This window comes from Mycobacterium vicinigordonae (genome assembly GCF_013466425.1).
GTDB classification, from domain to species: Bacteria; Actinomycetota; Actinomycetes; order Mycobacteriales; family Mycobacteriaceae; genus Mycobacterium; species Mycobacterium vicinigordonae.
In genome coordinates this window covers 3,576,328-3,599,771 of sequence record NZ_CP059165.1, presented here as the reverse complement: position 1 = coordinate 3,599,771, position 23,444 = coordinate 3,576,328, and the positions used below count along the sequence as shown (strand labels likewise).

The window sequence follows — 23,444 nt, the reverse complement described above, 5'->3', positions numbered from 1 at the left end:
GTTCGGCCAGTGAGGATCACCGTCACCGGGGCTGGCGGCGTGCTTGGCCGCGGTCTAGTAGCCAGGCTGATCGGCCAGGGCCACGAAGTCACCGGAATTTCCCGTCACCGGCCCGAAAGCTGGCCCAATACCGCGGATTTCATCAGCGGCGACATTCGGGACGTGGCAGCGGTCGGCCGAGCCCTCTCCGGCGCTGACGCCGTCGCGCATCTCGTGCCGGAACCGGCGGGTACCGCGAACGTCCTTCGGGCAATGACGGAGACCCGATGCTCACGCATCGTCTTCACGTCGTCGGCGCAGGTGTACGGAGCCGCGGACGGGCTGGTGGCCGAGAACGTCCCGCTACATCCGACGACCCATGAGGGTCGATTATCCGCTGACGTCGAGACGATACTTGCCGAATCCAGTGCGCAGTGGCTCGCGATCCGGCTGCCGCTGGTGCTTGGGCGCGGGGTCGACAACCGGTTGCGCGCGCAGCTGGCACTGCCGATTCTTCCGGTTGAGTCCGTTGATCGCTACATCCAGGTCGTCCACACCGACGATGTGCTACGGGTCCTGACCCGCGCCATCGTCGACAGCGAATCGCCAAGTGGTGCAACGAATGTAGCGGCATCAGGCACGGTGACATACCGACAGCTGGCCGCGGCGTTGGGCAGGCGTATCCTGCCGGCCCGGCCGAAATCCGTTGCGCTGATGCGCCGATCGGCACTGCGTGGCGCCACCCTGATTGACACCGCGCGGCTGCGTGATGAGTGGGGGTTCGCCCCCGCATGGACCGCACCTGAATGCCTCGAAGACTTCACGCTCGCGGTACGCGGCCGCGTCACGGTGGGTAGGCGTGTGTGGTCCGTGCCGTGGCGGCTGGCGCCGATCCAGGACCTGCCGGCCGTCGACAGCCCAGCCGAGGATGGTGTGGTGCCCGCGTTGGCCGGCCCACCGGGCGTCAACGGAGAATTCGACACCCCGGTCGACCCTCGGTTTCCGACTTTCCTGGCCACCAACCTGTCCGAGGCGCTACCGGGACCGTTCACCCCGTCGTCGGCATCGGTGACGGTGCGCGGCCTGCGGGCCGCCGGCGTCGCCATCGCGGAGCGGCTGCGGCCCGGCGGTGTGGTACAGCGGGAAATCGCCTTGCGTACCGTCGCGGTTTTCGCCCATCGGCTCTACGGCGCGATCACCTCAGCGCACTTCATGGCCGAAACCGTGCCGTTCGCCAAGCCGTCGGCGATTGTGCGCAACAGCGGATATTTCGGCCCGAGTATGGCTTCGCTTCCAGTCTTCGGCGCGCAGCGCCCGCTGGCGGAATCCGGCCGGTTCCGAAGGCAATTGCGCACGATCCGAAACATTGGTGTCTTCGGTGTCAACCTGGTGGGGCTCAGCGCGGCCTCGTCGCTGGACACCCGCGACTTCCTGTCCGACGTCGACCGGTTGGAACGTCTGGCCGGTGAAGATTTCAGAGAGTTGGACGACCACCGATTGCTCAGTCTGATCCTGCTGGCCCGCGACCACGTGGTACACGGCTGGGTGCTGGCTGGCGCGGGGTCGTTCATGCTGTGTGCCGCATTCAACGTCTTGCTGCGGGGCCTGGGCGGGCGGGACATTTCGACGCGGGCCGGACCGGACCTGGTCAGTGCGCGCTCGGTCGAGGCGGTCCAGCGGTTGGTGGCCGCTGCGCGACAGGACCCGACGGTGTTGCGGGTGCTCGCCGAACCCGGTGAACGCCTGGACAAGCTGGCTGTCGAGGCTCCGGTGTTCCATTCTGCGGTGCTGGCCGAACTCGCTTTGATGGGACACCGCGGACCGGCCGAGGTCGAGATGCTTTCGACGAGCTACTCCGACGACCCCGAGCTGCTGGTGCGAATGGTCACCAAAGCCCTGGATGCGCCGCCCCAAACCGAGCCGACTTTTGCGCCGATTCCGTTGTGGGCCAAGCCTGTTGCGCTGCTCGCGGTGCGGCAGTTGCGCGATCGGGAAGTGCGGCGCGACCGGATGGTGCGTGCGATTTGGGTGCTGCGGGCCCTGTTGCGCGAGTACGGGCGCCGACAGACCGAAGCGGGTGTGTTCCAATCCGTCGACGACGTCTTCTATCTGTTGGTCGACGAACTCGACGCCTTGCCGCCCAACGTCTCTGAGCTGGTAACCAGACGCCGCGCCGAGCAGCGTCGTTTGGTGCGCATCGTTCCACCCACGGTATTCAACGGGACCTGGCAGCCGACGAGGACCTCGACGCAGGCGTTGGGCGGCGGGGACATGCTGCGCGGTGTCGGAGTGTGCGGCGGACGGGTTCGCGGCCGGGTGCGGATCGTGCGTCCGGAAACCATCGATGACCTGCAACCGGGTGAGGTCCTGGTCGCCGAGGTCACCGATGTCGGCTACACCGCCGCATTCTGCTATGCCGCCGCGGTGGTCACCGAACTCGGCGGCCCGATGTCGCACGCGGCGCTGGTTGCCCGCGAGTTCGGCTTCCCCTGTGTCGTCGACGTGCAGGACGCTACCCGCGCGTTACGGCAGGGTGCACTGGTCGAAGTCGACGGTGCGACGGGCGAAATACGGGTGCTGGCACCCTGACCGGGCTACTCTGTGCTGCACGTTCACCCGGAGGTGCCCCATGCTCGTGATGCCCGAGGCAATCGCCGCCGCTGCAGAGCAATTCGGCAGCATCGGCTCAGCGGTCAACGCCGCCAACATATTTGCGGCCGTTCCGACCACGCAGATCATGACCGCCGCGGCTGACGAAGTGTCGGTGGCGATTGCCGCGGTGTTCGGCCGGCATGCACTGGAGTATCAATTGCTGAGCGCGCAGGCAGAGGCGTTCCACGCCGAATTCACGCGGGCGCTGGCCGCGGCCGCCAATACCTACAACCTCACCGAGGCCGCGAGCGCTGCTGCGCTGCCGGCGCCGTTGAACCAACTGCTCAACCTCGTTAACGCACCCTTCCAGCTCATCCTGGGCCGACCGTTGATCGGCAACGGCGCCGATGGCGCGGCGGGAACCGGAGCTGACGGCGGCGCCGGGGGCCTGCTATTCGGCAACGGCGGTGCGGGCGGTTCCGGCGGTGGCGCCCACCCGGCCGGCGGTCGCGGCGGAGCCGCAGGGTTATTCGGCAACGGTGGCGCTGGTGGCGCAGGGTCCGCCGGTGCGGTGGGTGGCTCCGGCGGTAACGGCGGCTGGCTGTTCGGCAACGGCGGAATCGGCGGTGTCGGAGGCGATGCCCCCGCCGGCATCGGCGGCCTCGGCGGCGCCGGTGGCCAAGCAATCCTGATTGGGGCCGGCGGTTCCGGCGGCGCGGGCGGCCTGGGCGCCGGGGCCGGTGGCAATGGCGGAGCCGGCGGTTGGGGTGGACTGCTGGCCGGAAACGGCGGTGCCGGGGGCGCTGGCGGGCAGGCGACCGCGGCCGGTTCACCTCTCACCGGGGGTGGTGTCGGCGGAGCCGGCGGAAACGCCTGGTTGATCGGCGACGGCGGTTCCGGCGGACACGGTGGCGTGGCCTCGGCTACCTCAGCCACAGGCGGTCTCGGTGGTTTCGGTGGAAGCGGCGGCGATGGCGGGCTGCTGTTCGGCAACGGTGGCATGGGCGGCGGTGGCGGAGCCAGCGGCGCCGGCGGTGTCGGCGGGGCCGGGGGGATGGGCGGTAGCGCCAGGTTCATCGGCGTCGGAGGAACCGGAGGTAGTGGCGGACTCGGCGCGGGCCACTTCAGCGAGGACGGCGGAGTCGGTGGCAACGGCGGGGCTGGGGGCTTCTTGTTGGGCAACGGCGGCGCTGGCGGGGTGGGCGGCGACGCGCTGACCCAGGCAACCGGTTCCGGCGGCAATGGCGGTGCCGGGGGTGCCGCAGGTGCCGCCTGGCTGTTCGGCGATGGTGGCGTTGGCGGAGCCGGGGGCGCCGGGGCGGCGGCCACCGGCGCCGGTGACGCGGGTGGAGCCGGGGCGCCGGGCGGCCGCGGCGGGTCGGGCGGCTACCTGTTCGGCAATGGCGGCGGCGGTGGTCGCGGTGGTGCGGGTGGGTCGGCGGCCTCGGGTGCCGGGGGAGCGGGCGGGGCAGGTGGTGCCGGTGGGTCGACCACCCTGGTTGGTGATGGTGGCGACGGCGGAGCCGGGGCGGCCGGTGGGACGGGCACGTTGGCCGGCGCCGGTGGTGCGGGCGGCGATGGGGGTGCCGGGGGCCTGCTGTTCGGCAGCGACGGCACAACCGGCGCGGCGGGCTGAGCCGAAGTCTTCACAGCGGCCAGCTGTTGGGCTCCGACGCGTACCAGAAGGCTGGTGCCGGCGGGAGCGGCCGCCGCTCGTCGTTCGATATCGCATCCAGGATGAGTGCCACGTAGCGCCGCCAGCCGTCGCTGGCGGGTTCCATGGTGGACAGCACCGAGTACAGCATCGCGATCAGCCGGGGCAGATCGTCGGCAACGAGATCGGCCCGGACCCGGCCGGCGCGCTGGCCACGGTGCACGAGGTCGCGCAGCGCCTCGTCCAGCGCGTCGGACACATCGGGGGTCAACGAGCCGGCCCGGTGCGCGGCAGCCAGCAGATTGCGTTCCCGCGCGCCGAGCCCGATCGCCGCGTCGATCAGCTGGGTCAGCCCATGTAGGGGGTCGGCGCTGGTGCGCGCCTCCTCCATGACGGGGGTGAGATCCTCGGCGATGCTTTGGTCCAGCGCGGCGCGGACCAATTCGCCTTTGGCGGGAAACCTGCGGTACAGGGTTCGCTCGCCAACTCCCGCGCGTTGGGCTATCGCCTCGATCGGGGCGTCTGGCCCGATCTCGTGATACACAGCGCGGGCGGCACGCAGAATCCGTTCCACATTGCGGGCCGCGTCGGCCCGCAACGGTCGGTCTGCCACTGCCGTCATGGAAACAGCCTAACTGACAGTTGACTGTCAATAAGGTCCGGTCCTAGGCTCATACAACTGGCAGCCAGGCTGACACTTAGTTGGAAAGACCTTTCATGTCAACAATTTCCGATGTTCGCCCCGACGCGGACCTTCCGATCATCCCCGCCCCGCGCGCCGCCCATTGCCCGCTGGCGCCACCGGCGGAATTCGCCGACTGGCGACGACAGCCGGGACTGCGAAAAGTTACGTATCACGGTCAGCCGGCCTGGGCGGTGAGTCGCTACGACGACATCCGGGCAGCCCTGGTTGATCCGCGGCTGTCCGCCGACACCATTCCCGATGTCTTCAAACCGGACAGTGCCGAGAACACGCCGGTGATGTTCGCCCGCGTCGACGATCCCGAGCACCATCGGTTGCGGCGCATGCTAACCGGCAACTTCACCTTCCGACGGTGCGAGGCGATGCGGCCACAGATCCAGGACATGGTCGATCACTACCTCGACGAGATGATTGGCGACGGTCCTGGGGCCGACCTGGTCCGCGACTTCGCATTGCCCGTGCCCTCGATGGTGATCGCGTTGCTGCTCGGCGTACCCCCGGAAGATCTTGGGCTCTTTCAGCATCACACTTCGGTGGGGTTGGACAACAAGTCGACCGACGAGGAACGTGCGCAGGCATTCGGGGTGATGTATGCCTATATTCAGGAATTGGTGCGCCGCAAGGAAAGCGATCCGGGCGACGATCTGATCAGTAGGCAGGTGACCGACTATGTGGCGACGGGTCAACTCAACCGCGAGACCGTAGCCATGACCAGCGTGATCATGATGCAGGCTGGGCACGAGACCACCGCAAACATGATCTCGCTCGGAACCGTTGCGCTGCTGGACCATCCCGACGTATTCCAGCTACTCGGTCGGACCGACGACAGCGCGGTTATCGCCAACGTGGTCGAGGAGCTGATGCGCTACCTGAGCATCGTGCACAGCCAGGTCGACCGGGTGGCCACCGAAGACTTCACCCTCGGCGGTCAGCAGATCCGCGCCGGGGACGCGGTGGTGATGAACCTGCCCGCCGGCAACTGGGACACCGAGTTCGTCGAACGTCCTGAGGTTTTTGATGTCACGCGAAACACCCGCGGCCACTTGGCTTTCGGCTACGGTGTACACCAATGCATCGGCCAGAACCTGGCCCGAGTGGAGATGCAGGTCGCCTTCGCCACTCTGGCGCGGCGGTTGCCCGGACTTAGATTGGCTGTGCCGCCGGATGGGCTGCTGTTCAAGCAGTCTGACATCTACGGCATGAAAGAACTGCCGGTCAGCTGGTGACCCTGCGCTTCGACGACCAGGTCGCCGTGATCACCGGCGCAGGCGGCGGCTTGGGCGAACAGTACGCCCTGCTGCTGGCATCTCGCGGCGCGCGGGTCGTGGTCAACGACATTGGCGGATCGGTGACCGGCGCCGGCTCCGACGCCGAGGCCGCCGCGTCCGTCGTCGACAAGATCCGCCGACACGGCGGCCAGGCTGTCGCCGACACCCACAGCGTCACGAGTCCCGAGGGCGGGCAGGCGATCATCGACACGGCGCGCCGCACATGGGGCCGGATCGACATCGTGGTCAACAATGCCGGAATCGTCGGCGACGCACCCTTCGCGGACATGACCGCCGACCGCTTCGAACCGCTGCTCGACGTGCATCTGCGGGGTGCCTTCCACGTGACCCGTCCGGCGTGGAAAGCCATGTGCGAGCGGCAATACGGCCGCGTGGTCAACACCTGCTCGGCTGCCGGAATCCTGGGCGCGGAGAACATGAGCAACTACGGCGCCGCCAAGACCGGCTTGATCGGCCTGACCCGGGTGCTGGCCGCCGAAGGGGCCGCGCACAACATCAAGGTCAACGCCATCGCCCCCGTCGCAGCCACCAGGATGCTGATCCATTCCATCGACGACGCCGGCCAACAGGACGACCCGACTGCCCAAGCCATTTTGGAAGACCTTGCGGCGCAGTACCTCCGCAAGCTCGACCCGGCGTTGGTGGCGCCGGTGGTGGCCTTCCTGGCCCACCCGGACTGTCCGGTTACGGGTGAGATCTACACCGCCGGCGCTGGCCACGTGTCCCGGTTCTTCGTCGGCAGGACAAGGGGCTTTCGCAGCCCCACGTTGTCGCTCGAGCAGGTGCGAGATCATCTCACCGAGATCCGCGACCAAACCGCCTACACGGTGCCGAGCGGACCCGCAGACGAGATGGCCGAGCTTTTCGCCGCGATCACGGACAATTGAAGGCCAAGCCCACACCGTCGGGAGGCGGCACCGACCGCAGGCACCCGAACGGCTCGACCCCCGCGGCGCTGAACCGGGCCGCGGACTGGTGTGCGTAGTTCACGCAGAACAGGCCGGCTTGGTCTGCGCGACAGCGGAAGTCGCCAAACACCAAGGAGTCCCCATTAGCCAATTCTGCGCCGGTGCCGGCCAGGAACGGGCCCGGGTCGGCGCGGACCGACCCAACCTGCAGATTGCTGCCGTCGAAGTCGACCCAGCCGCCCTTCCACTCGCCGTAGGCGGTGTCCGGTCGCGGCGGGGGACTGGCCAGTTCGACCAGGCAGGACAGCAGACCGGCGGTGTGCGTGGTATCAGTCGTGCATCTCGTTTTGCTGGCGGCTGCATTGAACGCGATGTCGGCGCCGAGCTTGTAGCGGCCGGTGTCAACCGGATGAGCAGCTTCGATCCAGGCGATGACAGTACCGATCGGCGCTCCGGCGGCCGGCACGCCCGATGGAGTCAAAGGTTTGCTGCTCGACGGGCCGGCCGCGGACGTGGAAGGCGCCCGACCGGAGCTGGTCTGCGGCTGCCCGGCGCCCCCGACGGTGTGTGAGCAGGCGACGACCAGCATCGGGATGGCGACCAGCGCGGCGATCCGCATCCAGTCAGGCTAACCGCCACGCAGCCGATTCGGGCGCTGCGCGCGCGGTGTGTGCGACCGGTCCGCTACCTTCGACTCATGCATGAGCGCACTGTCCGCGCCCGTACAACCACCGGCACCGTCGAAGGCTTCACCCGAGACGGCGTGCACCGCTGGCGATCCATCCCGTATGCCAGGCCGCCAGTCGGCCCGTTGCGTTACCGCGCCCCGCAGCCGGCGCAGCCCTGGTCCGGGGTGCGGCACTGCCACGGATTCACCAACTGCGCGCCGCAGCAGCGCCGCTACACCATGCTCGGTGTCGGCAGGTACCAGCCCATGAGCGAGGATTGCCTGACCCTCAACGTCGTCGCTCCCGAAAAAGGAGGCGACGAACCGCTACCGGTCATGGTGTTCATCCATGGCGGCGGCTACATCCTGGGCAGTTCGGCCACCCCGCTTTACGACGGCGCCGCCCTGGCCCGCCGCGGTTGTGTTTATGTGTCGGTGAACTATCGGCTGGGCGCGTTGGGTTGCCTGGACCTGTCTTCGCTGTCCACTCCGGACATCACCATCGACAGCAACCTCTACCTGCGTGACCTGGTGCTGGCGTTGCGCTGGGTCAAGGCCAACATTGCCAGCTTCGGCGGCGACCCGGACAACGTGACAATCTTCGGGGAGAGCGCCGGCGCACACATAACGGCCACATTGCTGGCCGTGCCGGCCGCAGGCGGGCTGTTCCACCAGGCCATCGCCGAGAGTCCGGCGGCCGGCATGACGCGTTCCCAAGAGGTCGCCACCGAGTTCGCCACCCGCTTCGCTCACCTGCTCGGAGCCCGGCGCCAAGACGCGGCCGCCGTGTTGATGCGGGCTTCGGCGGACCAACTCGTCGACACTCAACACCGGCTCCTCGAGCAGGGCATGCAGCAACGGCTGGGCGCTTTTCCGATTGGGCCGGTATTCGGCGACGACATGGTGCCCATCGACCCGGTGGAGGCAATGCGGTGCGGTCAGTCGCACCGAGTGCCCTTGATCGTCGGCACCAATGCCGAGGAGGGGCGGCTGTTCACCCGCTTCCTCGGCATGCTCCCTACCAACGAGAAAATGGTCGAAGAGTTGCTCGCCAATGTGGAACCGACGGCCCGCGAACGTATTACGGCTGCATACCCGGACTACCCCAAACGGTCGGCGTGCATCCAGCTGGGCGGGGACTTCGCGTTCTGCACGGCCGCCTGGCAGATCGCCGAAGCGCACGGTCAGCATGCCCCCACCTACCTGTACCGCTACGACTACGCTCCGCGCACCCTGCAGTGGTCCGGTTTCGGAGCGACCCACGCGATGGAGCTGTTAGCGGTTTTCGACGTCTACCGCACCCGGCTCGGAGCGCTGCTCACCGCGGCGGCCGATCGCCGCCCCGCACTGCGGGTCAGCAACGAGATACAACGCCGGTGGCGGTTGTTCAGCCGCACCGGAGTGCCCGGCGACGACTGGCCCATGCATTCGCACCCCGAACGCGCCGTGCTGGTGTTCGATCGGAAGACCCGCGTCGAGTTCGACCCGCACCAACACCGCAGGCTGGCCTGGGACGGCTTCTGCCTGGCGCAGTGAGCTGGCACGCTGTCGGTCATGGCATCTGAAACCGGCGAAGGCACCGACCGCGCCATCGAGCGGCCCGCCGACTTGACCGCCGAATGGCTCACCGCGACGCTGGGTGCCGGCGCCGTCGCCGAACTCACCACGGAGCGCATCGGCACCGGCCAAATGAGCGAGTGCTACCGGATCGGGCTTACGTACTCGGCTGGATCCGGTCCCGCGTCTGTGGTGCTCAAGGTCGCCGCCAGCGACCCGGTAAGTCGCCAGACCGGGCTGACGCTGGGCCTCTACGAGCGTGAGGTCCGGTTCTACCAGGACATCGCGCCCCGGCTCGGCGGTGCGGTCGCACCCTGCTACCACGCCGCCATCGACACCTCCAGCGGTGTGTTCGACCTGCTGCTGGCCGACGCCTGGCCGGCCACCGTTGGCGACGAAATCACCGGCGCGACAACCGAACAGGCCACACTGGCGGTCAGCGAACTGGGCCACCTGCATGGTCCGCTGCTGGGCGAGGGCGCACTGGCGAACTTGCCCTGGCTCAACCGGGACACCCCGGTCAACCAGGCCATGATCTCGGCGCTGTACGCCGATTTCGTCAACCGCTACGGCGACCAGATCGCGCCCGAACACCGGGATGTGTGCGAGCGGCTGGTGGACGCGTTCGACGGCTATCAGGCCCAGGAAGCCGCCCGCGGCGGGCCCCACGGCCTGATGCACGGCGACTTTCGCTTGGACAACCTGCTTTTCGGCGATCCGGGTGCGGACCGGAAACTCACCGTGGTCGATTGGCAGACCGTGTCCTGGGGTCCGGCGTTCGCCGACCTGGCCTACTTCCTGGGTTGTGCGGTGCCAAGTGAGCAGCGTCGCGCTACTTACGACGCGTTGCTTCGGGCGTACCACGAGGCGCTCGGACCGGCGACTCCGGTCACCCTCGACGAGGTTCGGGAGGGCGTACGCCGGCAGAGCTTCTTCGGCGTGATGATGGCGATCGTCTCCTCAATGTTGGTGGAGCGCACCCAACGTGGCGACCAGCTGTTCATGACGATGCTGCAGCGGCATTGTGCCCATGTGCTGGACACCGACGCGCTGGCGACGCTGCCGGCCGCGGCAGTACCCGAGCCGCTGCGGCCTGCCGCCGACGACGAGTCCGCGCACACCGCCACCGACGAAGCGCTGTGGAGCGAGAGCTGGTATGCCGATTTCGTCGATGCCGCGGCGGGAGTGAGCGGCTGGTTCCGCCTGGGTCGGATCTCCAACGAGCAGACGGCGTTGATCCATGCAGTGGTGTGTGGGCCCAGTCTGGCGACTGTTGCCCTCGACTGCAAAGTGCCGCTGCCACATGATCCCTGGACGGTGGACGCCGATGGCATCCAACTCGCCCATCACGCTGGCGAGCCGCTGCAGACTTACCGCTTGGACCTGCGCGGGCAAGGTCAGGCGTTCTCGGACCCGTCGGCATTGCTGCGCGGTGAGCCGGGGGAGCCAGTCGCGGTCGCGATGAATCTCGTCTGGTCCAGTGACGGAACCCCCTACAAGTACCGGCTGACCACCCGGTACGAAATCCCGTGCACGGTCTCGGGCACCGTCACCGTCGAGCAGTCCAGCTACCACCTCGATTCGGTGCCCGGCCAGCGCGACCACTCGTGGGGGGTGCGCGACTGGTGGAGTATGGACTGGATGTGGTGCGCATTGCATCTCGACGACGGGACCCACCTGCACGGTCTGAGCCTGCAGATCCCCAACACCCCGCCGATCAGTATCGGATACACCCAGGACGCTGCGGGAGACATCACCGAACTGACCAGGGTGAATATCCGTAAAGTGTTCAACGGCAATGGATTACCTGAGGACACCACGCTGGAGCTGGCGCCCGGCGGGATGACTGCTGAGGTCACCGTGCGAGCGCACGCCCCGGTCCGGTTGGTTGCGGTCGACGGTCGGGCTAGTCAGTTTCCGCGTGCCTGGGTCGACGTCGCCACTACCGACGGCCGCACTGGAGTGGGATGGATGGAATGGAATCGCAGCCAGTCGTTGTGATGGGTGTCTCCGGATCCGGCAAGTCGACCGTCGGCATCGCGCTCGCCCGGCGGTTGGGGCTCCCGTTCCTGGACGCCGATACCCTGCACTCACCGGAGAATGTCACGAAGATGTCCGCGGGTGAACCACTGGGCGACGACGACCGTTTCCCCTGGCTGCAGCGGGTCGGTCAGTGGCTGGCCACGCATCGGGGCGTCGTGAGCTGCTCGGCGCTCCAGCGCCGATACCGGGATCAACTTCGCGACCACAACCCGTCCGTGCGATTCCTGCACCTGAGCGCCTCACCTGGCGTGATCGCAGCGCGATTGGCTGTCAGGCGGCATCACTTCATGCCGAAGACCCTGATGCAGTCACAGTTCGACGCGCTGCAGCCGTTGGGCACCGACGAGCCCGGAATTCGCGTCAACGTCGACGGACTCGACGTGCACGCGATAGTCGACAACTACCTGGCTAGCGCTTCCACCGCTTGCGGCGGCTGCTGAGCTCGTCATCGAGACGGTCCCGGGCCGTCTCGGCGAATTCGTTTCCCCTGGCCACCGCCGTATCCGCCAGGCGGGCGCCGCGGTGCCGCGCGGTCTCGGCGAGTTCTGCGCCCCGCTCGAGTGCGGTGTCGGCCAGCTTCTCGCCGCGGTGCCGCGCGGTCTCGGCGAGTTCCGCACCCCGCTCGAGCGCAGTGTCGGCCAGCTTCTCGCCACGTTTGCGGGCCTTCTTGGCATACGGTGCGCTCTTCTCGACGGCCGTGCTGGCTAGTTCTTCGCTACGCTTGCGCGCCTTCTTCGCGTACGGCGCGGTTTTCTCGGCGGCGGTGCTGGCCAATTCACGGCCCCGCTCGAGTGCTGCTTCGGCATAGGGGGCGCTGCGTTCGGCGGCGGTGCTGGCCAGCTCGCGGCTGCGCTCGGCACCGACCTGCAAACCGTGCACGATCTTCTCGCCGAACTCCGAATCCGAACCCGACACTCGCTCGGAGAGCCGCTCAGCGGCCCGTCGGCCTCGCCAACCCAGCGACGGTTTGCCCGCGGTATCGGCCGAAGCAATGATCAGGCCGCCGAGCAGACTTACGTCACCCAAGAACGCCCGCCGCTTTTCGGCCTTGCGCTCCGGGTCCGGTTCGGCCCAAAACATATGTGAGCCAAGGTTGCCCGGGATCACGGTCAGAGCCAGGGCCGCCGAGGCCAGCCGGGGCAGGCGGCCAGCGGCCAGCAGCACCCCGCCGCCGATCTGAACGGCCGCGTTGATCTGGGCGAACCTCTCGGCGTCGGCGGGGATGTTGCCGCTCACCGAATCGGGCAGCGCCTGCAGCCCGTCGACGGTCGGTTGTGCGGCTTGAGCTGCGGGTTTGGGGTTGAGCAGCGCCTCCACTCCCTGGCCGATGAAGACAGCTGACAACATGGGTCGAGCGATTCTGCGGATCAACATGCGCGCTGTGTTCCCCGGCCGGACCGCCCACAAACCCGTCGGCGATAGGGTATAAAGCGTGCGGGCGTTGATCATCGTCGACATGCAGAACGACTTCTGCGAGGGCGGTCCGGTGCCGGTCACGGGCGCGCACATGTTGGCGCGGACGATCAACGATTATCTAGCCAGTCAAACGGGTTACGCCCATATTGTCGCCACCAAAGACTTCCACATCGACCCGGGCGAACACTTTTCCGACCACCCCGACTTCGCCACGTCCTGGCCACCGCACTGTCGTGCCGGCACCCTGGGAGCCGGCTTCGAACCCGGCCTCGACACCGCCGCCATTGAGGCCGTCTTCCGAAAAGGTGCCTACTCCGCGGGTTACAGCGGTTTCGAGGGTGTAGACGACCAGGGGAACCCGCTGCTGCAGTGGCTGCGTCAGCGCGACATCGACGCGGTCGACGTGGTTGGCGTCGCGATCGAGCACTGCGTCCGGCACACCGCAATAGACGCAGCCCGGGCGGGCCTCGGCACCCGGGTGCTGCTGGATCTGACAGCCGGTGTGACGGTAGCGTCGACCGAGCGCGCGCTATCCGAGATGCGCACCGCCCGTGTCGAATTGATCGGAAACCAGCTATGACCACAACAAACCGGGACGAGCTGCTTGCCGTGGTGGAACGCTCGCCGCAAGCGGTCGCCCTGCACGATCGCGACGCCTGGGTCAAAGTTTTCACCGCCGACGGACGGGTCGAGGACCCGGTGGGGTCGAGCCCCCACATCGGGCACGACCAGATATACCGCTTCTACGACACCTTCATCGGTCCGCGCGGCATCAGATTTCACCGCGACCTCGATATCGTCAGGGGCCAGTCCGTCCTGCGTGATCTCGAACTCGAGGTGGCGATGGGAACTCCGGTGACGATGTACATTCCGGCGTTCTTGCGCTACGACCTGCGGGGGTCAAACGGCGATTGGCAGGTCGAGCGGCTGCGGGCCTATTGGGAGTTACCGGCAATGATGCTGCAGTTCCTCAAGACCGGAACGCGGGCGCTGACACCGGGTTTAGCACTTGCCAAGGGGCTGTTGGGCAATCAGGGCCCCCGCGGCACGGTCGGTTTCATGACCGGATTCCGACGCGCCGGCACCCGGCACAAGAAGCTGGCGGAAGGCTTCCTGCGTGCGGTCCGCGCTGGCGACACCGCCGCCGTCCTACGGGCGTTGTCGCCTGGCGCCCCAGTCACTCTCGGTGACGATGACCCGCTCGATGCGGGCGAGCTGATCGAGCAGATCCGGGGAACGCGTTGGACCAAGCTGATTGGAGCGGGATCCACGGTCGTGGCGTCGGTCTCCTCCGATCATGGCCGCGGAATCCTGTTCGCCGATGTGCCCCGCCGCGGGCATCAGATCAACGCAATTCGTTATTTTCCAGCCTGATTCAGTACAAGATCAGTAGCGCCAGCGACACGGCCGACAGCAATAAGTAGGCGCCGGGAAATGCGATGTTGGACAACACACCCGCCCGGATATGCGTGACGACCGCGCCGACGAAGAACAACACCAACCCGGCTGCGGCCGCGATGCCGATTGGCCGCAGCCAGAGCAGTCCTATCACCAAGCCGGCGGCTCCAGCGAGTTTTAGGGCAGCCAAGGTTGGCAGCAATGACCTGGACACATTCACCCGTGCTGAATTGGCAAGCACGAACTGCGCCGGGATCAGGTCGGCCACCGCAATCGCAGCGGTGATGACCGCGGTGGCGAGGATGACGATTCGGTAGGTGGTGTATATGGTCATGGTGCCGGTCTCCTTCGAGGTGGTCTCTGGTGGACTGCCGATGGACGTGTCGTCTCTCTGACGAAGCCCGCTGGAAAAAGGTGACCCATGGACTCCCTTGAGGAACTCGCGACACGATTCGAAGCCGATCGACGGCACCTGAAGTCGGTGGCGTTCAACCTGCTCGGTTCGCTGGCTGAGGCCGAGGATGTGGTGCAGTCTGCGTGGTTGAAGGCCAGCAGCGCGGACTATCGTTCGGTCGACAACCTCACCGGGTGGTTCACCACAATCACCGCCCGCGAGGCCGTCGACCAGTTGCGCGCGCGTCGTCGCCGTGCCGAGCGCCCGTTGGACGGATCCGGCGAGCTGGATCGGCTTGTCGCCGCGGCTGACGACGAAGTCGTGCTGGCGGACTCGGTCAGCCGTGCGCTGCTGGTGGTCCTCGACCGCCTGTCGCCGGCCCAGCGCGTTGCCTTCGTCCTGCACGACGTGTTCGGTGTCCCGTTTGAGGCGATTGGCGAAGCGCTGGGCAGGTCTGCTTCGGCGGCAAAGAAACTCGCCAGTCGGGCCAGGGTGCAGCTGCACCCGGCTCCGGCCACGCGGAGTCCGCGCTCGTCAGCCCACACCCGGTTGGTGGAAGCTTTCTTGGCGGCGTCCCGCGGGGGTGACATCCAGACGTTGCTGAACCTGCTGGCCCCCGATGTGGTGCGCACCGTCGATCCTGCCCTGGTCCCCGCCGGCGTTGCGCTCGAAATACGGGGTGCCAAGGCGGTCGCGACCGAGACTCGCCGGTTCGCGCACCGGGCCCGGGCCGGCGTGGTGGTGCTCGTCGACGGTGTCCCGGGTATCGTGATCGCTCCCGCTAATCGCCTGGAAGCGTTGTTGCAGTTACGGTTTGACGCCGACGATCGCATCGAGGCCATCGACATCACCGCTGACGGTGAGCGCCTCCGCCGGGCCTCGCTTATGTTGCCGCAATGAGTGCGCTGGTATCGCAGCGATACCACAGCCGGATCCGCTATGAAGGACATCACAACCCGCCGATCAAGTGGGCCGGCGGGCCGGGACCGGGAGCAACATGTTCGGCGAGCCGTTCGGACGACGCGGCCTGATGAAGGCAGCCGGCGCGGTCGCGGTGACCGCACTGGCGCCATGGACCGCAGGATGTGCTTCCGACGACGACGCGCTGACCTTCTTCTTCGCTGCCAACCCCGACGAAATTCGTCCCCGAATGCGGGTTGTCAACGAATTTCAGCGCCGGCACCCCGACATCAAGGTGCGGGCACTGTTGTCGGGACCCGGCGTGATGCAACAGTTGTCGACATTCTGCGCCGGCGGCAGATGCCCCGACGTGTTGATGACCTGGGAGCTGAGCTACGCCGAACTGGCCGACCGCGGCGTCCTGCTGGACCTCAACACCTTGCTGCGCCGCGACCCGGCTTTCGCCGCGCAGCTGAAGTCGGACAGCCTCGACTCGTTGTACGACACGTTCAGCTACCCTGCCGGTCCAAATGGCGGTCAATACGCTTTTCCGGAGCAGTGGTCGGGCAATTTCCTGTACTACAACAAGGAGATGTTCGCCGCCGCCGGCGTCAGTCCACCGCCGCGCACCTGGCACCAGACGTGGGGGTTCAACGAATTCTTGGACGCGGCGCAGGCACTGACCCGGCGGGATTCCACCGGGCGGGTGACCCAGTGGGGGTTCGTCAACGCGTGGGTGTCGTTCTATGCCGCCGGTCTGTTCGCGATGAACAACGGTGTGCCGTGGTCACAGCCGCTGAAGGATCCGACCCACCTGAACTTCGACGACGATACCTTCGTCGACGCCGTCCAGTTCTACGCCGACCTGATCAACAAACACCGGGTCTCGCCAAGCGCCTCCGACCAGCAGTCGATGTCGAACGCCGACCTGTTCTCTGCGGGCCGGGCGGCAATGGCCCTTGCCGGACATTGGCGTTACCCAACCTTCGACCGGGCCCCCGGCCTGGACTTCGACGTGGCGCCGCTACCGGTGGGACCACTTGTGGGCGACGCCCACTCGAATATCGGCGTCACCGGCCTCGCCATCGCGGCGACGAGCCAACGCCGGGAACAGGCTTGGGAATTCGTCAAGTTCGCATCCGGCCCGGCTGGGCAGGCGCTGATCGCCGAATCCGGGTTGTTCGTTCCGGTGCTGAATTCGGCGATCCACTCCGGCGGATTTGCCGACGCACACCGCCGCATCGGTAACCTTGCCGTCCTCACCGACGGGCCGTCCGTTTCGGCGGGCCTGCCGATCACGCCGGCCTGGGAGAAGATCGTGGCGCTGATGGACCGCAACTTGGGACCCGTGTTGCGGGGTTCGCGGCCGGCGAGTTCCCTGACTGGCCTGTCCCGCGCCGTCGACGAGGTGCTGCGCAACCCATGACCGCCATCCACTCGCCGCGCGACTCCGCGGGTCCGGCGAAGCCGACTCCGGCCAAGCCGACTGTGTCGCGCCGACGGGCGTGGGCCGGTAGGCTCTTCGTCGCACCGAATCTGGCCGCGGTAATCGTGTTCATGCTGTTCCCCCTCGGCTTCTCGCTGTACATGAGCGTGCAGCGGTGGGACATGTTCACTCCGGCCAAATTCGTCGGACTAGCTAACTTCCGTAACCTGTTCACCTCCGATCCGTTGTTCGTGATCGCCATGCGCAACACTGTCATCTACACCATGGGCACCGTGGCGCCCACCGTGGTGATCAGCCTTGTGGTCGCCGGTCTCCTGAATCGGAAGATCAAGGGCATCGGCTTCTTTCGGACCGTCGTCTTCCTGCCGCTGGCCATCTCCTCGGTGGTGATGGCGGTGGTGTGGCAGTTCGTCTTCAACACCGACAACGGCTTGCTAAACATCATGCTCGGCTGGATTGGCATCAGCCCGATACCGTGGCTGGTCGAACCCCACTGGGCGATGGTCTCCCTGTGTCTGGTCAGCGTGTGGCGCGCCGTCCCATTCGCCACTGTGATCCTGCTCGCGGCGATGCAGGGCATTCCGGAGACGATCTATGAGGCCGCGAAAATCGATGGTGCGGGCGAGGTTCGGCAGTTCGTGTCCATCACGGTGCCGCTGATCCGCGGCGCGATGTCGTTCGTCGTGGTCATCTCGGTCATCCACGCGTTCCAGTCTTTCGACCTCGTCTACGTGCTCAATGGGCCCAACGGTGGCCCCGAGGCCGGGACCTATGTACTCGGCATCATGCTCTTCCAGCACGCATTCTCGTTCCTGGAGTTCGGTTACGCCTCCGCACTGGCGTGGGTGGTCTTCGCCATCCTGCTGGTGTTGACAGTGGTGCAGCTGCGGATCTCCCGTCGACACACCTGGGAGGCTACTCGTGGTTTGGGTTGAACGGCCCTTGCTGCGCAACGGCATTCGTGCCGCCGTCCTGTATGCGGCGCTGCTCTTCATCGCCTGGTGTGCGCTATCGCCGATCCTGTGGGCGCTGTCGGGATCGTTGAAGAATGATGCGGAGATCAGCGAACCGAAACTGGTTCCTTCCAGCCCGAATTGGTCCAACTACACCGAGGTGTTCGGGCTCATGCCGTTCTGGCGGATGTTTTTCAACACCGTCCTGTACGCGGGCTGTGTCACCGCCGGGCAGGTATTTTTCTGCTCGCTGGCCGGATATGCCTTTGCGCGACTAAATTTTCGAGGCCGCGACGCCTTGTTCGTACTTTATCTCGGCACGCTGATGGTGCCGCTGACGGTGACGGTGATCCCGCAGTTCATCCTGATGCGGGCTGTAGGCTGGGTCGACACACCGTGGGCGATGATCGTGCCGGGACTGTTCGGCAGCGCGTTCGGCACTTTTTTGATGCGGCAGTTCTTCCGCACACTGCCCAGCGATCTGGAGGAGGCAGCGATTCTCGACGGTTGCTCACCGTGGCAGATATATTGGCGCATCCTGCTTCCGCATGCTCGGCCCGCCGTAATGGTGCTGGCGGTGCTCACCTGGGTCAGTGTGTGGAACGATTTTCTCTGGCCGCTATTGATGATTCAGCGCAATAGCCTGGCGACGCTGACCCTTGGCCTGGTTCGGTTGCGAGGCGAGTACGTTGCACGCTGGCCTGTGCTGATGGCGACCTCGATGCTTATTCTGCTGCCCCTGTTGGTCGTCTATGCGTTCGCTCAACGCTCATTTGTGCGTGGTATCGCGATGACCGGCCTGGGCGGATAGGGCGATGGCTTCGGTGACTTTTGAGCAGGCGACAAGCTGCTACCCGGGCGCGGACCGACCGGCATTGGATCGGCTGGATCTCGATGTGGGCGATGGCGAATTCGTCGTCCTGGTGGGGCCGTCCGGGTGTGGCAAGACGACGTCGCTGCGCATGGTCGCCGGGTTGGAAGCCCTGGACTCCGGCAGCATCAGGATTGGTGAGCGCGACGTCACCAACGTCGACCCAAAACACCGCGACGTCGCCATGGTGTTTCAGAACTACGCGCTGTACCCGCACATGACGGTGGCGCAGAACATGGGCTTCGCATTGAAGGTGGCCAATATCGCGAAGCCCGAGATCCGGGAGCGGGTATTGGCTGCAGCGAAAATGCTCGACCTCGAAGGTTATCTGGATCGCAAGCCCAAAGACCTCTCCGGCGGGCAGCGGCAGCGGGTGGCGATGGGCCGCGCGATCGTGCGCCGCCCGCAGGTCTTCTTGATGGACGAGCCGCTGTCCAACCTGGATGCCAAGCTGCGGGTGCAGACCCGCAACCAGATCGCCGCGCTGCAGCGCCAACTCGGTACGACCACGGTGTACGTCACCCACGATCAAGTCGAGGCGATGACGATGGGGGACCGGGTGGCCGTGCTGTGCGACGGAGTGCTGCAGCAGTGTGCGTCGCCGCGGGAGCTGTACCGCAACCCTGGCAATGTGTTCGTCGCCGGCTTCATCGGTTCGCCGGCGATGAACCTGTTCACGCTACCCATCGTCGATTCCGTCGTGTCCCTGGGAGGCTGGGCGATTCCGCTGCCGCGCGAGGTGACCGACTGTGCGTCGCAGGTCGTCGTCGGCATTCGTCCGGAACACTTCGAGCTGGGCAGCGTCGGCGTCGAGATGGAGGTCGACGTGGTGGAGGAACTGGGTGCCGACGCGTACCTCTACGGACGAATCACCGGTTCGGACAAGGTGATCGGCAAACCGATAATTGCGCGCGCCGACGGCCACGACCCGCCCGGCAAGGGCAGCCGGGTGCGTCTGCACGCGCAACCCGGGCGTCTGCACTTCTTCGGCGCCGACGGTCTCCGCATGCGTTGACCACCCGCGTCGACCCGACCTACCGCGCCGATCCGGGCTTCGTAGGCGACGGTGAATCACACGTCGCCCGCACGGCGTGTCCCGTCGTGAAAATCACGCTCGGCAAGAACGATGGCCCGGTGATGGATCGCTATGGAACCGACGTGCTGGCCGGCGCGGGACGACGCAAACCCCGCTCGGTCGAGCACCCCGTCGAAATCGGCATGGTCATTGAGGACGCGCAAACTGGCTACGTCGGCGCCGTCGTCCGCGTCGAACACGGGTGCGTCGACCTCGAAGACCGCCGCGGCAGGACCCGCAACTTCCCATTGGGGCCCGGATTCCTGTTGGAGGGCCAACCGGTGATCCTGACCGCACCGCGCCGCGCGGCGCCCGCCTCGCCCGCACGCACCGCGTCCGGGTCGGTGGCGGTGTCCGGGCAACGCGCGCGCGTAGCCCGCGCCAGCCGGATCTACGTGGAAGGCCGACACGACGCCGAACTCGTCGCCCAGGTCTGGGGCGAGGACCTCAAGATCGAGGGAGTAGTGGTCGAATACCTGGGCGGCGTCGACGACCTGGCCGGCATCGTCGAGCAGTTCCGGCCCGGTCCGGGATGCCGGCTCGGAGTCCTTGTCGACCACCTGGTGTCGGGGTCGAAGGAGTCTCGCATCGCTGATGCGGTCCGATCAGGACCCGGCGGCGCTCACACGCTGGTGGTTGGCCACCCATACGTCGATATCTGGCAGGCCGTCAAGCCCGATCGGCTTGGCCTTAAGGCGTGGCCGACGGTGCCGCGACACATCGAATGGAAACACGGTGTCTGCCAGGCGCTCGGCTGGCCGCACGCCACCCAGGCCGACATCGCCCGCGCCTGGCAGCGCATCCGATCCAGGGTCCGCGACTGGAACGATCTCGAGCCCGCGTTGATCGGCCGAGTCGAAGAGCTCATCGACTTCGTGACCGCCCCATAGCCGGGCGGCGTCGCCACGCTTCGTGTGGCCCAGATCACCGTCACATTTCCGGCTGCCTACGGCACTAACTCGGTGAACGATTCGCCCGGAGAAGTCGGAGGAAGACTATGACCAACGCGCTTGTCATCGATGCCGAGGGTCTCGACCGCCTGTCGTGTAACGCCAAGGCCGACCCGAACACGGGCAAAAAGACCCTCAAAGCCAGGACGGTGTGTGAGTCCGGCTTCCGCAATATGACCTACGTGCGCAATCTGGCGCCGATGCTGGTCGGCGAGCCGCCCGCGCTGCTCGGAGACGACTCGGCCCCGAACCCGTCGGAGGCATGCCTGGCGGCTCTCGGCTCATGCATCTCGGTCGGTCTATTGGCCAACGCGACGCACCGTGGCGTAACGCTGACCAAGATTGAGGTCGAGATGGAGGGTGACATCGACATCTCCGCGGTTTGGGGCGTCGGAGACACCCCCGACGGCAAGGTGCTCGGTTTCACCGCGGTCCGCTGCACCGTGCGGCTGTCCGGAGACGCTGACGACGCGATCTTGCAAGAGATCCACGACAATGCCATCGCTTGGTCGCCAGTGGTCAATACATTCAGGCGGCCCGTAACTGTCGACTCAGCACTTTCCATCGGCTAGGCAGGCAAGGTGACCACTACTGTCGATGTCGCCGCCGAACTGGTCGAGCCAGGGATTCTGGCCGACATTCGCGCGCACGCCGGGTCGTTGGACCGGGGCGAGCACACCACTCGGCGCAGTTTCGCGCGACTGGGCGGCGCCGGCCTGCTGGGTCTGGGGGCGCCCGGCAACGCCGAGGGCAGGCTGCCCCAGATGGCCGAGGTGATCCGGCAGCTCTCGGCCGAATGTATGAGCACCGGTTTCTCGGTCTGGGCCAACCGGATGACAGTGGAGTATTTACATACGGCGGCAACACCATTCAGTGCCACCGCGGTGAGTCCGTTGTTGGCCGGCGAGTCGCTGGGTGTCACCGGTATGGCAGCGGCGTTCAAGGAGTTGGCCGGCTGCGGCAGGCTGGAGCTCACCGCGGACCAGGCGCCGGGCGGTTACCGGGTCAGTGGTCCTATCCGGTGGGCATCCAACTTGTACGACGACTCCCTGCTGGTTACCGCGGTGCGCACCGACCGCGGCGAAAAGTTGATTGTTGCGCTGCCGTTGAGCACGCCCGGGGTGGCGGTAGGGGAGCATTTCAAGCTGCTGGCCATGGACAGCACGGCGTCGTCGTACCTGAACCTGACCGATGCGTACGTCCCCGAACAGCAGGTGCTGACGCACGACTTTGCTGGGTTCCTGGGCGCGGTGCGGCCCACCTTCCTGGTACTGCAATCGGCGATGTGCCTGGGGCTTGCCAAAACGACTGTGGCCCAAGCCAAGCTGAGCCTGTCCGGAGTGAACGAAATCTTCGCCGACGAGGTCGACTTGGTTGCCGAAAAACTAGCCTCGGCGGAGTCGACACTGGCCGAGTTCGCCGGTGCTGTCGGCGGACCGCGGGCGCCGAGCAAGAAGGAACTGCTCGCGTTGCGCCTCGCTGCAGCCAAGATTGCAAGTGCTAGTGCGGATCTGGAGATTCGGACGGCGGGCGGCAAGGGGTATGCCAGCAAGACCCCCGCCAGCCGTCGTTACCGCGAGGCCGCGTTCATCCCCGTCCAGTCGCCATCCGAAGCCCAACTGCGCTGGGAACTGAGTGGGTGTCCCTGAGCGGCCGTGCAGGTTGATCGTGACTCCCGCGGCGACTCCGTCCGGGCGGCTGGATCTCGATCGCCTTGTCGGTGGGGTTCCGTTGGCCGTCTTGGTGCGCGACTACCACCGACCGATGGTGAATTTCGCGTGCACGATGGTGAGTTCACCTGCGGTGGCGGAGGAAGCCGTGCAGGAAGCGTGGGTGCAGGTGCTGAAGTCCTCGGCGAACTTCGAGGGACGTTCGTCCGTGGCGACCTGGCTGTTCGGCATCGTCAAGCACACCGCCTCGCGGCACCGTCGCCGCGAAGCCCGGATTCGCGAGCACGAGGTCCTGGACGCCGAGGAATCTGATCCACTTTCGCACCGGATGCACCCCGCCGGGCATCCTGACGCCGGCCACTGGAGTGTGCCGCCATCGCGGCGATTTCTACCCGAGGATCAGACCGTCCAACGCGAACTGGTCGGATACGTGCGGGCCGCCCTGAACACGCTGCCGGTGCGACAACGGCAGCTGATCATCCTGCGCGACCTTGTCGGCACGTCGTCTGAGGAGGCGGCCGAGGTCCTGGAATTGTCCGCCGAGGCGCAGCGCGCCCTGTTGTATCGCGCCCGAGGCAACCTCCGCAACGAATTGGAAAAGCGGTACCAACCATGACCGTGTACGACAACACCGTCCCGGCGATCGACTGCGTGGAGTTCGTCCGGCTCGTGGACGACCTCGTGGATTCCGATCCGCAGCACTGGGGCGCGATCGTGGCCAGGCATCTAGAGGAATGCCCGCCGTGCCTGGTCTATCTGCAGCAGATGCTCGACCTCAAGGTCCTGCTCAACCACGTCTTCGACGGGCAGAAACTCAGCGACGCACACATCTCGGGCGTGCTCGACACGATCAACACCATGCGGGACGGCAAGGCGGACGGATGATGCGGCTGCGAATGTTTTGCTGGGTCGAAAACAATTGTGTTACAAGGGAAATGGCTGCAGTAGGGTAATTGAGGCCAAAAGGCCCTGCCCGAT

23 protein-coding genes are annotated in these 23,444 nt (G+C 66.5%); 19 read left to right on the top strand and 4 right to left on the bottom strand.

Going from position 1 to position 23,444, the window contains the following annotated elements; genetic code table 11:
- Positions 1-9: 9 nt before the first annotated feature.
- Complete coding sequence (locus H0P51_RS16290) at positions 10-2,568, top strand: PEP-utilizing enzyme (protein ID WP_180913833.1); 2,559 nt, start codon at positions 10-12, stop codon at positions 2,566-2,568.
- A gap of 40 nt (positions 2,569-2,608) precedes the next feature.
- Complete coding sequence (locus tag H0P51_RS16285) at positions 2,609-4,207, top strand: PE family protein (protein WP_180913832.1); 1,599 nt, start codon at positions 2,609-2,611, stop codon at positions 4,205-4,207.
- A gap of 10 nt (positions 4,208-4,217) precedes the next feature.
- Here H0P51_RS16285 and H0P51_RS16280 read toward each other — a convergent pair whose 3' ends face one another.
- A complete protein-coding gene (locus H0P51_RS16280) occupies positions 4,218-4,847 on the bottom strand; it encodes a TetR/AcrR family transcriptional regulator (protein WP_180913831.1) in 630 nt (209 codons plus the stop codon).
- 95 nt (positions 4,848-4,942) lie between these two features.
- On the opposite strand from H0P51_RS16280, the gene H0P51_RS16275 reads away from it, so the two are divergent.
- Together H0P51_RS16275 and H0P51_RS16270 are read left to right on the top strand one after the other, a co-directional pair.
- On the top strand, positions 4,943-6,154 hold the full coding sequence (locus H0P51_RS16275; protein ID WP_180913830.1) for a cytochrome P450: 1,212 nt from the start codon (positions 4,943-4,945) through the stop codon (positions 6,152-6,154).
- Positions 6,148-7,104: an SDR family NAD(P)-dependent oxidoreductase gene (locus tag H0P51_RS16270; RefSeq protein WP_180919013.1), complete on the top strand. Its 957-nt coding sequence runs from the start codon at positions 6,148-6,150 to the stop codon at positions 7,102-7,104. The genes H0P51_RS16275 and H0P51_RS16270 overlap by 7 nt, the downstream gene beginning before the upstream one ends.
- On the opposite strand, the gene H0P51_RS16265 is transcribed toward H0P51_RS16270, so the two are convergent.
- Complete coding sequence (locus tag H0P51_RS16265; RefSeq protein ID WP_180913829.1) at positions 7,091-7,744, bottom strand: hypothetical protein; 654 nt, start codon at positions 7,742-7,744, stop codon at positions 7,091-7,093. The genes H0P51_RS16270 and H0P51_RS16265 overlap by 14 nt on opposite strands.
- A gap of 78 nt (positions 7,745-7,822) precedes the next feature.
- On the opposite strand from H0P51_RS16265, the gene H0P51_RS16260 reads away from it, so the two are divergent.
- Genes H0P51_RS16260 through H0P51_RS16250 form a run of 3 tightly spaced genes read left to right on the top strand, consistent with a single transcriptional unit; the run spans position 7,823 to position 11,832 of the window.
- Positions 7,823-9,328 carry a carboxylesterase/lipase family protein gene (locus H0P51_RS16260; protein ID WP_180913828.1) on the top strand — a complete coding sequence of 502 codons (1,506 nt, stop codon included), beginning with the start codon at positions 7,823-7,825 and terminating at the stop codon, positions 9,326-9,328.
- A gap of 18 nt (positions 9,329-9,346) precedes the next feature.
- Positions 9,347-11,350, top strand: a complete 2,004-nt coding sequence (locus tag H0P51_RS16255; RefSeq protein WP_180913827.1) for a DUF7064 domain-containing protein — start codon at positions 9,347-9,349, stop codon at positions 11,348-11,350.
- Positions 11,326-11,832 carry a gluconokinase gene (locus H0P51_RS16250; protein WP_425488866.1) on the top strand — a complete coding sequence of 169 codons (507 nt, stop codon included), beginning with the start codon at positions 11,326-11,328 and terminating at the stop codon, positions 11,830-11,832. Before H0P51_RS16255 ends, H0P51_RS16250 begins: the two co-directional genes overlap by 25 nt.
- Here H0P51_RS16250 and H0P51_RS16245 read toward each other — a convergent pair.
- A complete protein-coding gene (locus H0P51_RS16245; protein WP_180913825.1) occupies positions 11,801-12,766 on the bottom strand; it encodes a DoxX family membrane protein in 966 nt (321 codons plus the stop codon). The genes H0P51_RS16250 and H0P51_RS16245 overlap by 32 nt on opposite strands.
- 58 nt (positions 12,767-12,824) lie before the next feature.
- Between H0P51_RS16245 and H0P51_RS16240 the strand changes: the two genes are divergently transcribed.
- On the top strand, positions 12,825-13,388 hold the full coding sequence (locus H0P51_RS16240; protein ID WP_180913824.1) for an isochorismatase family protein: 564 nt from the start codon (positions 12,825-12,827) through the stop codon (positions 13,386-13,388).
- Complete coding sequence (locus H0P51_RS16235; protein ID WP_180913823.1) at positions 13,385-14,182, top strand: nuclear transport factor 2 family protein; 798 nt, start codon at positions 13,385-13,387, stop codon at positions 14,180-14,182. The genes H0P51_RS16240 and H0P51_RS16235 overlap by 4 nt, the downstream gene beginning before the upstream one ends.
- Before the next feature lies 1 nt (position 14,183).
- On the opposite strand, the gene H0P51_RS16230 is transcribed toward H0P51_RS16235, so the two are convergent.
- Complete coding sequence (locus tag H0P51_RS16230) at positions 14,184-14,540, bottom strand: DoxX family protein (RefSeq protein WP_180913822.1); 357 nt, start codon at positions 14,538-14,540, stop codon at positions 14,184-14,186.
- Between the two features lie 87 nt (positions 14,541-14,627).
- Between H0P51_RS16230 and H0P51_RS16225 the strand changes: the two genes are divergently transcribed.
- From H0P51_RS16225 to H0P51_RS16180, 10 genes are all read left to right on the top strand, one after another.
- Entirely contained in the window at positions 14,628-15,500 is an 873-nt protein-coding gene (locus tag H0P51_RS16225) for a sigma-70 family RNA polymerase sigma factor (RefSeq protein WP_180913821.1), read from the top strand.
- Positions 15,501-15,597: 97 nt separating this feature from the next.
- On the top strand, positions 15,598-16,926 hold the full coding sequence (locus H0P51_RS16220) for an ABC transporter substrate-binding protein (RefSeq protein ID WP_180913820.1): 1,329 nt from the start codon (positions 15,598-15,600) through the stop codon (positions 16,924-16,926).
- Positions 16,923-17,882 (top strand): carbohydrate ABC transporter permease, encoded by a 960-nt coding sequence (locus tag H0P51_RS16215; protein WP_425488864.1) that lies wholly within the window; start codon positions 16,923-16,925, stop codon positions 17,880-17,882. The genes H0P51_RS16220 and H0P51_RS16215 overlap by 4 nt, the downstream gene beginning before the upstream one ends.
- Positions 17,869-18,711: a carbohydrate ABC transporter permease gene (locus H0P51_RS16210; protein ID WP_180913819.1), complete on the top strand. Its 843-nt coding sequence runs from the start codon at positions 17,869-17,871 to the stop codon at positions 18,709-18,711. The genes H0P51_RS16215 and H0P51_RS16210 overlap by 14 nt, the downstream gene beginning before the upstream one ends.
- Before the next feature lie 4 nt (positions 18,712-18,715).
- Positions 18,716-19,786: an ABC transporter ATP-binding protein gene (locus H0P51_RS16205; RefSeq protein WP_180913818.1), complete on the top strand. Its 1,071-nt coding sequence runs from the start codon at positions 18,716-18,718 to the stop codon at positions 19,784-19,786.
- Positions 19,787-19,905: 119 nt separating this feature from the next.
- Positions 19,906-20,736 (top strand): DUF3097 domain-containing protein, encoded by an 831-nt coding sequence (locus H0P51_RS16200; RefSeq protein WP_180919011.1) that lies wholly within the window; start codon positions 19,906-19,908, stop codon positions 20,734-20,736.
- Positions 20,737-20,843: 107 nt separating this feature from the next.
- On the top strand, positions 20,844-21,368 hold the full coding sequence (locus H0P51_RS16195; protein ID WP_180913817.1) for an OsmC family protein: 525 nt from the start codon (positions 20,844-20,846) through the stop codon (positions 21,366-21,368).
- Positions 21,369-21,377: 9 nt separating this feature from the next.
- A complete protein-coding gene (locus tag H0P51_RS16190; RefSeq protein WP_180913816.1) occupies positions 21,378-22,445 on the top strand; it encodes an acyl-CoA dehydrogenase family protein in 1,068 nt (355 codons plus the stop codon).
- A 16-nt stretch (positions 22,446-22,461) separates the two neighbouring features.
- Positions 22,462-23,082, top strand: coding sequence for an RNA polymerase sigma factor (locus H0P51_RS16185; protein WP_180919010.1), 621 nt, complete (start codon positions 22,462-22,464; stop codon positions 23,080-23,082).
- Positions 23,079-23,351: a hypothetical protein gene (locus H0P51_RS16180; protein ID WP_180913815.1), complete on the top strand. Its 273-nt coding sequence runs from the start codon at positions 23,079-23,081 to the stop codon at positions 23,349-23,351. The genes H0P51_RS16185 and H0P51_RS16180 overlap by 4 nt, the downstream gene beginning before the upstream one ends.
- The last annotated feature ends 93 nt before the right edge of the window (positions 23,352-23,444 follow it).